Source organism: Zarconia navalis LEGE 11467, assembly GCF_015207075.1.
Classification (GTDB): Bacteria; Cyanobacteriota; Cyanobacteriia; order Cyanobacteriales; family Geitlerinemataceae; genus Zarconia; species Zarconia navalis.
This window is the reverse complement of the sequence record NZ_JADEXN010000192.1, coordinates 1-8688: the sequence shown is the minus strand read 5'-3', so window position 1 is coordinate 8688 and position 8688 is coordinate 1. Positions and strand designations below refer to the sequence as shown.

The 8688-nt window shown below is 47.6% G+C and carries 6 protein-coding genes; 1 reads left to right on the top strand and 5 read right to left on the bottom strand.

Annotation, left to right across the window (positions count from 1 at the left end):
* Nucleotides 1-362: 362 nt before the first annotated feature.
* The 5 genes from cas5d to cas3 all read right to left on the bottom strand — a co-directional run bounded on the left by cas5d (nucleotide 363) and on the right by cas3 (nucleotide 7964).
* Nucleotides 363-1136: a type I-D CRISPR-associated protein Cas5/Csc1 gene (gene cas5d / locus IQ235_RS11590; RefSeq protein WP_264321622.1), complete on the bottom strand. Its 774-nt coding sequence runs from the start codon at nucleotides 1134-1136 to the stop codon at nucleotides 363-365.
* A gap of 46 nt (nucleotides 1137-1182) precedes the next feature.
* Entirely contained in the window at nucleotides 1183-1548 is a 366-nt protein-coding gene (locus IQ235_RS11585) for a four helix bundle protein (RefSeq protein ID WP_264321621.1), read from the bottom strand.
* 209 nt (nucleotides 1549-1757) lie between these two features.
* Nucleotides 1758-2759, bottom strand: a complete 1002-nt coding sequence (cas7d, locus tag IQ235_RS11580; RefSeq protein ID WP_264321620.1) for a type I-D CRISPR-associated protein Cas7/Csc2 — start codon at nucleotides 2757-2759, stop codon at nucleotides 1758-1760.
* A 132-nt stretch (nucleotides 2760-2891) separates the two neighbouring features.
* Nucleotides 2892-5795, bottom strand: a complete 2904-nt coding sequence (cas10d, locus tag IQ235_RS11575) for a type I-D CRISPR-associated protein Cas10d/Csc3 (protein WP_264321619.1) — start codon at nucleotides 5793-5795, stop codon at nucleotides 2892-2894.
* Nucleotides 5796-5834: 39 nt separating this feature from the next.
* Complete coding sequence (cas3, locus tag IQ235_RS11570) at nucleotides 5835-7964, bottom strand: type I-D CRISPR-associated helicase Cas3' (protein ID WP_264321618.1); 2130 nt, start codon at nucleotides 7962-7964, stop codon at nucleotides 5835-5837.
* 125 nt (nucleotides 7965-8089) lie between these two features.
* Between cas3 and IQ235_RS11565 the strand changes: the two genes are divergently transcribed.
* Nucleotides 8090-8688, top strand: a 599-nt coding sequence (locus IQ235_RS11565; protein ID WP_405196664.1) for a helix-turn-helix transcriptional regulator, incomplete at its 3' end; no start/stop codon positions are given.

Genomic DNA, 8688 nt, shown 5'->3' with positions numbered 1-8688 from the left:
ACCTGCCATCTGAAATCTGTTACCTGTTATCTGAAATCTGCCATCTGATATCTGTTACCTGCCATCTGTTACCTGTTATCTGAAATCTGCCATCTGATATCTGTTACCTGCCATCTGAAATCTGTTACCTGTTATCTGAAATCTGCCATCTGATATCTGTTACCTGCCATCTGTTACCTGTTATCTGAAATCTGCCATCTGATATCTGTTACCTGCCATCTGAAATCTGTTATCTGAAATCTGCCATCTGATATCTGTTACCTGCCATCTGAAATCTGTTATCTGAAATCTGATATCTGTCATCTGTTATCTGAAATCTGTTATCTGAAATCTGCCATCTGTCATCTGAAATCTGATATCTGTTATCTGATATCTGAAAAAAGGTTCGCGCCGTAACACCCGCCGCGAGGCAAGCGAAGGACGGTCGGAAGGTGCGGGAAATCTCGCCGATAGATATCCCACTCCTGCCCCGAAAACTGCCAGTAGTCTCCCTCCAATTGGGCACTGGCGACCAAACTCACTGGCGGCATCACGATCCGGTTGTACAGAAGCAGGACGGTATCGGGGGATAAATCGATCGGGTTTAAGGGAGACTCGCAAATATACCGTCCCGATTTGGCTTGCATCAAATGTTCTGGAATCGGGGTGACCTCCACCCGCACTTTTGCCGACCACTTCCCCAACCGAATCCAGCGAGGAATCGCCACGGCTTCGGGGGCCACCAGGTAGATTTGGTATTGACTGCCAACGGCCAACTCCTTCGCCCGACCGTAGTTAATCGGGTAGTTGCGATCGGCCCCTTTGTCGCCAAATTGTTTCGCCCGGCCGTAATAGGTGGTTTGAGCGGCTTTAAAGGTATTGACTTGATAAGACCAGCGCAGGGGTTTGGCGGGAAACACGTAAATTCTCGATCGATTCAGATGCAGCAAATTTTGCTCGTTATCCGCATCGAAATAGCCCGGTTTTTGCGCGATCGTTCCTTGCAGGCGATAGATCTGGGGAATCAGGGTTTCCTTAAACAAGGCATAGCTTAAAGCCCAGTTGTGTAAATACTTCTCCGTTTCGTAGAGAATCCCCATTTCACGAGTGGCAAAAAATACGTTGTCGTGAAGGGTGAGCGTACCGTGGTATAGCATCAGATTTTTTTCAGATAACAGATGACAGATATCAGATGGGAGTTTTTTACTGCTTTCTAGTTTTTTTGAGAATAGAGAATAAGATTTTGGCAATCTCGTCAGCATCTTCATAAATGCTTTCAAATGCTTTTGAGTCGATGTAGTCTGTGTCTTTTAATAGGGAGAGCCAGTATTTGGTCTCCAGGCATTCTTTATAGGCGATCGACACTTTGAAACTAAAATCTGCCTGAGAAATTGCCCCGTGTGCTTCTGCCAAATTCGCACCAATTGAAGTTCCCGATCGTAATAACTGTTTCGATAACACAAACTCTCTCTTTTCCTCCGTCAAATATCGATAAGCCTTCACCACCCGAATCGCAAACCGATACGCCTTCTCGTACCCCACACTCCGCCGCACCAATCCCTCATCCATCTACAAACCTCCATCAAACCAAAACCTATATATCTGCCATCTGTCATCTGATATCTGTCATCTGATATCTGTCATCTGATATCTGTCATCTGCCATCTGTCATCTGCCATCTGTCATCTGATATCTGTCATCTGATATCTGTCATCTGTCATCTGTAATCTGTCATCTGATATCTGTCATCTGATATCTGTCATCTGATATCTGAACTCTTACTTTTTCTTGCCTTTGTTCTTTTTCCCCTTACCCGATGTCGCACCGTAGGTGGCGGCGTAGGTTTGGGTTTGTTGGTATAGCGTCGAAAGGGTTGACTGGAGTTGCGATTCGTCTTGATAGATTGCCCGAACTTCAGCCAATAATTCTTCGAGTTGGGTTCCGAAGACCATTTGAGTTTTACGCACGAGTTCTTCCTCTAATAACTGTCGTACGACTTCCCCGGCTTGAGTTTTGAGTTCGGCAATCGGGGTATCGATTTTGCCTTCGATCGCATCGTAGAGTGCTTGGGTGAAGTGGAGATTGCTAAAGATTTCTCCATCGCACAGGACAATTCCCAATAGATGGTTTTTCATCGTTCCCGTGCGAGATTCCTGCGCGCCGTAGCGACGAGTTCGCAGCAGGTTCCCCAAGACGTAGAGAAAGCCTTCAGAGGTGGGATCGCGCAAGGTTTCGACGGTGGGAAAGGTGATTTCTGGTAAGATATGGTCTTGTTCGTTTATAGCGCTGCGCATCACCCCTTTCTCGCTCATGGTTCCGCCTTCAAAGGGTGCATTAAACGTGAAACTGCGGTGCGATCGCTCGTAAGCACTTAGGGAAAAAGCCGAGTCGGAATAGACTTTAGAACGTTCCGAACCGCTATCGCCGATCGCAAATCCGTAGATGATACAGTCGGGACATTGCTTGCAGGAATTTTCGCCGTTATAGTCACAAAAGTTGTCGGCATTGGCATCGGCGCTGGTGAGATCGAGCGATCGTAAAATTTCCCGTCCCGCCAACCGTTCGGGAGTCGTTTGTTTGCGCTTGAACATCACCAGGCGGCTGATGGTTTCTTGCGCGTCTAAACCCGCTTGTGTGCGTGCGGTATTGAGAACGCCATCGGTTTGAAACACCGGAAAAGATTGACTGTGGCGCAATAGGAGGAAGTGGACGTATTTTCCGGACGCAAGGCGGGGAAAAGCATCGTGAAATTCAGTCTTTAAAGTTTCGAGAATCGTCATGAATGTTACTTAAAACTCATTAAAGTTGACAAAAGAGAAATCTGATATCTGTTATCTGATATCTGTTATCTGTTATCTGATATCTGTTATCTGTTATCTGTTATCTGATATCTGTTATCTGAAAAAAGTCTGTTATCTGTTATCTGATATCTGTAAACGTCTGTAAGCAAATTCAGCACCAGATTTTATCCGGTTGCGGTGTTCTTGGAGTAAGGCGCGATCGCCTTTACACATTTGACCGAAGAGTTGTTTGACGCAGGTGGTCATAAAGGTTTGAATAGCTTCGAGTTCTCGAGCTTGACGAGTGGTATAGGGAATGGTTTTATCGGTAATCAAGGGACGTTTGTAGACTTTCTGCCGTTCGAGAGCGTCATGAAGTTGTCCCGCACCTTGCAAAATCAACTCTTCATCATCCCAATTAATGGGAGCTGAAAGAATGGTTTCTAATGCCTTAGAAAGGGGAAGTAAAATCGCGTGACTCGATTCATCCGTCCGCACTTGGTAAAATGTGCGATATTCTCGAACAATTTGTTGAGTAAATTTCAATTTTTCGGTCATTTCTTTTTTGTCTAATGTCAAAATATTGGCAAACTTCCAGTAGCGGCAAACCTCCTCATCATTTGGATTTCGTTTTTCAGCGCGAAATTTTTTCTGAGCCAGCACAAAGACATTTAAAACATCGGTTATCACCTCCCGTACTGTATTATTTAATGCCTGCCAGCGAGGGTTGCGCTTGGGTCCTATTTTTCCTTGACTATCAAGATGCAAACTGTAAATTGCTAGCAATATTGTTAAGGTTCGATCGAACTCTCGAACCCGCAAAGTATTCGGTAGATATAAACCAGTCCAAAAATCTGGCGCACCGTCTAGAATTGTCGATTCTACAAAATCGCGGTCGCTGTTATAAATGGGAACCGAACTGCTAGTTGCCACCACTTTAACGCCGAGTAAGAATGGTAAGATAGTTGCTAAAAATGCCGGTTCTACCCAAGCCTCCGTACGAGTTTTTCCCCGAGTTGTGGTATAATAAGTTGCCATAAAAGGAAAGTCTGCACTCTCATATTTTGTCTGAGAATGTTCGCCCCGCTCGACTTCTTCTTCCAGCCAAGAGAAAGAGCGCAAATAACTCACATTAATCTCTTTCTGACTCCAAAATTGGCAAACCTCCCAAAAGTTTACTCGCGTTATGGCATTAACGAGCAAGCGAATCGCCGATGCCAGTTGGGGAGAATAAACGTAAGCGGGGAAGATATAGAGAAAAATTGGCTTTCTATCTTCTAATTTTCCCGCCGGAACCGACCATAGTGCTTGACGCAGCAGCATTTCTAACGCCCAAATCTTGGAGATTCCTCGCTTAATTTGACGTTCTCCTAAAGGATTTTTATTACTATACTGCTGAGGTTTGAATAAAACGACCGAATCCATTCGGTCTTCCGATATAAATTCACCCGAACTCAGAGAACAAATCGGAGCGTTAGCGAGTTTAGTTTTGGCTGTTGTATAAGTCAGAAGTTCGGCTTCAAAATCAGATTGTCGATCGTCCCATCCTCGGACTTCTAAATAGCGATCGAGATACCGATCGAAAACCTCACGAGTGGGGCTAGAACGCTCGGATAACAGATTATTCGCTTCTGCCCAATCTGCTAAATCGTTTGCAATTTTGTTGAGTCGATCGTCAACTTTTTCTAAATCCCATGTATTCTGTTGAAAAATATAGCAAGCCGCAACATAATACCAGCCATAGTTCACGCCTCCCGCTTGAACTTGAGTCTTTTCTGGTGAGATTTGAGCTTGTAGATTTAAAGTCTCTAGAACCCATTCAATATATTCTGGAGAGTTCGAGAAAAATTCTTTTTGAATAATAGAGAGAAATTCAGCAAGGCGATCGCTTCTTAAATCTCCCCCCAGTTCTTCGCGTTCCTGCGCGCTAATATCCAACTTCTCTAAACGTTTTGGAGTTGCTGGAGTATTGGCGTTATTTACCCGTGCAGCGACCACTCGGGGAAGGTTGCGAATCAGTTGAGATGGGGTAAATAATTCTAGAGTTTGAGGTGCAACTTTTAACCCCTTTCCATCTCGCTTAAACCCAATTTCACCTCCAAGCATTTTGCTCCCCAAACTCTGGCTGATTTGGTGCCAAATAAACGCTTTGAGTTCGGGGCGATCGGGTACTTCTAAATCGGCATCGGGAGGGGCCAGATAAATCACCCCTTGCGCGAAGAATAAAATCGGTTTCCAATCGAGTTCTTGGGCAAATATCAGTACGGCATTATGGATGCCATTGGTGAGCATCCCCAGGGTATCTCGCAGGCGATGGTAAACCAAAGATTTGCGAATACCAAGGGGTCTTAAATGTTCTCGCAATCGCTTGCCTGTAGTTCCCGTTTCGAGTTCTCCCGCATCTTGAATGTGGACGGCGATATCTCCAAATGCCAGCAGGTGGCGTAGGGGCGATTGGAGGCGACGACTTTTTTTGAGTTTGAAGGGAGGATAGTTAGCCGAATATGCGTTCGTTCCGGCTTTGAATTGCGTATTTTGAGCGAGGAACGCAATTTCAGAGATATATTGTTGCCAGTCGGGCCAAAATCCATCGAAGTTCAATTTTTCGCCTAATTCCCGACACAAATTAAGAATATCTTCTACCTCATGAGCTTTTGGGGGGTCTTCTTCTTCTCCCGTACAATATTTGTTGTAATCGTGCAGGGTCATTCCCAAACACAAGAGACGTTTTTCCACCTCCATTAGGGGCGATTTGAGGTGAGGAATCAGATTCCAAGCCGTTAGCAAGGCATTGAGAACGTGAACGCAAAGATTTTGGTCGGCCCGTTGCGCCCAGCGTTGCGCTTTTTCGCGGGCATACCGATCGCCCATTTGCGTCAGGGTTTGCAAGTGGATGGCTTCAGAACCGCCGAGGGCAGAAATGGAGGCAAACTCTGTTTCCATCGCCGGAAGAACGGTTTCGAGATAAGTCCGTAAAATCGGATCGGTTTGGGGGGAGAGGGTTTCGAGTAATAGGCGTTGTAAGAGTGTCGTCATCGTCGTGATTCCTCAACAATTTCTTCAAAAATTGGATTCTTAAAAAATGGACGATTGAAGGTAGCAGTTATAGAACTGCTTTAATTGCCAATTAAGCGCATCGAGAAGTAGGGCATCCTGGTTAAACGCACAACCGTAGGCTTGCCCCGATCCATCCACCAGTCGATACAGTCCGAAGAGGGGACTCAGACGCATCCTGCGGCTAATTTCCCAGTGGCTGTTTTCGCGCATTCGATCGACTGGAACGAGAAATGAGAGGAGTTTCCTCCCCTTCAAACAGGTGGCAACCTCGGGTTGCGGATGGCCGACCAATTTCAAGCGACTCACTAGGGATAATTCGCCCACTTGCAATCGGCTGCTGTTGCGGTTGCAGTACAAACTCAGGTTTTGGCGATCGTCGAGCCAGTCTTGTATCTTCAGATAGATAGCAATGTAAGCGTCGGGAAATTCTTCTGCGCCGCGTCCGCAATTTTTGGCTGCTTGCAAGAAGGTGTCGCGATCGCAAATTTCGACGGTGGCGTAGGGCAGGAGTCGCAGCAGATCGTAGGTATAGAAGCGCGTCCGATCCCAAACGGCGGCTTGAATCGCCGAACTTCCCCGAAAGCGCAACAGTTCTTTTTGGATGGCTTCTCCGACGGGGTTATCTTTACCTCCAAATTCGTCGTACCACTTTTTCTTTGCCACTTTGAGCGTGTTGGGGTACACCTTCAGCAGGTCTTCAGTCATGCGATCGCGGATGGATTTGTTAACCTTGGCATTTTCTCTGCTCATCTGGGCGAACATTCCTTGCCCTTGAATTGCCCCCCAATGGTGGCGATAGGCTTTAAATGCTTTAGGGGAATCGAACCCGTAGGCGATCGCCTCAAGCAGTTTTTTCCGTTCCACGGGTTCCCCTGCCTCCCATTCCGGTTGTAATTCCTCTTTCAATCTCACCATCACCCAAGGCACGCGATCGGGTATGAGAATATATGCGTGATAAGCCCCAAATCCCGGATGTCGCCCCAGCCGTCCCAAACGCTGCACCACCGTCGCCGCATCGCTACTTTCAAAAATTAGCAAGTGAATTCTAAAATCCACCCCCACATCCACGGCGGAAGTGGCAACCACGAGGACGGGTTGTTCTGAATCTTGCAACAGGGTTTGGGTTTGCCGTCGTTCGAGGCGATCGATCCGTCCGCTAATTTCCCGGACGGTAATATCGGGTAGCAATTCTTGGAGTTGACGCGCCACCCGCCTTGCCATCGCCACCGAGTTAAGAATCATCAATCCCCGCCCCTTCGATTCTCGTCTCAAGAGGGTAGCGATGCGATCGAGATTCTCTTTCATCCAACCGAGGGCATCGGTTTGCTTCAACTGGACAAATTCCAGTTCCACAGGTTGCAAAATCGGGCGATAACCGGGGGTTTCTTGGCCCGCATACATCCCCGCCACTTCAACGACGTTGAAATCGGCCTGTTTCAACTGCTCGATAAAATCGGGTTTGGGGGTGGCGGAGGTAAACAGGAAGCGACGCGGCTGTTGCTGGGTGCGGCGAATCAGCGTCATACTGTTGAGAACCGCCGCTTCTTGATGAGCGCCGAAGATATGAAATTCGTCGAATACCCACAAATCGGGAAACTTGGCCAAACTCAGAGGAAGCAGATCGGTACTATATGCCAGGTCGCGGTACTGAAAGTGGGTAATGTAGTGGAGTAAATCGGGACTCGCCAGCAGAATGGGTTGGGTTTCGATGGCCAGGAGAAGTTCTTGAAAGCGATTGCTGCGGGCTGCTTCAACTCGGCGGCTGAGTTCCGCACCGAAAAGGCGATCGATGCGGTCTTCTATCTCCAAACCGAATAACTGATGGTATCGTTTCTGTTGCTCGGTTTGGTCTTCGACTAATTCGATGGTAGGATAAAGTCCCATTAAGCGGAAATCATCTTCGAGTAAAGCGGGCAGGGCTGCGCTTAACGATTTCCCATCCCCCGTGGCGCTGGTGTTGAAAATGATGTCGGCATCCCCAGAGGTCACCTGGTAGTAAGTTTGCGCTTGGTGAGAGGAAAGAGGACAAGGTTCGCCTTCGGGAGGGTCGAGGTGAGATGCCACCCGGCAGGAATCTTCGCACCCTAACGGACAACTCCCAACCCCCTCGTTTAGTTTGGAGTACAAGGGTTTGAGCTGAATTTTCACGGTTTTTGTCACTCGGTTTTTGGGGATAGTTTCAGCGTAATACCCCTCAAAAAAAAGTCATAGTCAAAAAATGATAACGAGCTGTTTTTTCGGTAGTCTGTAAGCAGTCATCCTCAATTCTGGCGATGAAATCTGCATCCACCACCCAACTAGCCTTCGCTCTAGAAATCCTCAAACGCCTCGCCGAAAAGCCTTACAAACGCCGCGAGTTGGCCGACGAACTCGAAATCTTCCTCCAGCAACGGGGTGAAAAACCCGGAGATGTCGTGCAAAAACTCGATCGCACGATCGCCAAACTCCGAGAGTGCGGCTTCGAGATCGACAGTACTTCCCACTCTCCCTACGTTCTGCGAGAATCGAACTTTCCCTTGATTCTCTCCCCCGAACAGCGGCAGGCGTTGGGAATGGCGGTGCAGTTCCTCGCCAACATGGGATTTTCCGCCGAAGCGGGACACCTGTTGCGGCTGGGGAAATTTCCAGATGTCGATCGCCTCTCCCCGGTGAAAGTCGATTTTAGCCCCCCGGTAGATTACAGCGAACATCGAATACCAGGAATCGTAGAAGCCTTACAACAACGGTTCGATCGCCAATGCCGCTACACCATTCGCTATCGCAACACTCAAGGCAAAGAGCGATTGTGGGATCTCGATCGATCGGAACTGCGACTGCACGAAGGCACGCTGTATTTATTCGCCTACGTACCCGATCTCAACTCGTACAATAT

Excerpts from the sequence above, each read along its gene's own strand:
- IQ235_RS11585 (WP_264321621.1), bottom strand. The coding sequence starts at position 1,548 with ATGGATGAGGGATTGGTGCGGCGGAGTGTGGGGTACGAGAAGGCGTAT.
- cas5d (WP_264321622.1), bottom strand. The coding sequence starts at position 1,136 with ATGCTATACCACGGTACGCTCACCCTTCACGACAACGTATTTTTTGCC.
- cas7d (WP_264321620.1), bottom strand. The coding sequence starts at position 2,759 with ATGACGATTCTCGAAACTTTAAAGACTGAATTTCACGATGCTTTTCCC.
- cas10d (WP_264321619.1), bottom strand. The coding sequence starts at position 5,795 with ATGACGACACTCTTACAACGCCTATTACTCGAAACCCTCTCCCCCCAA.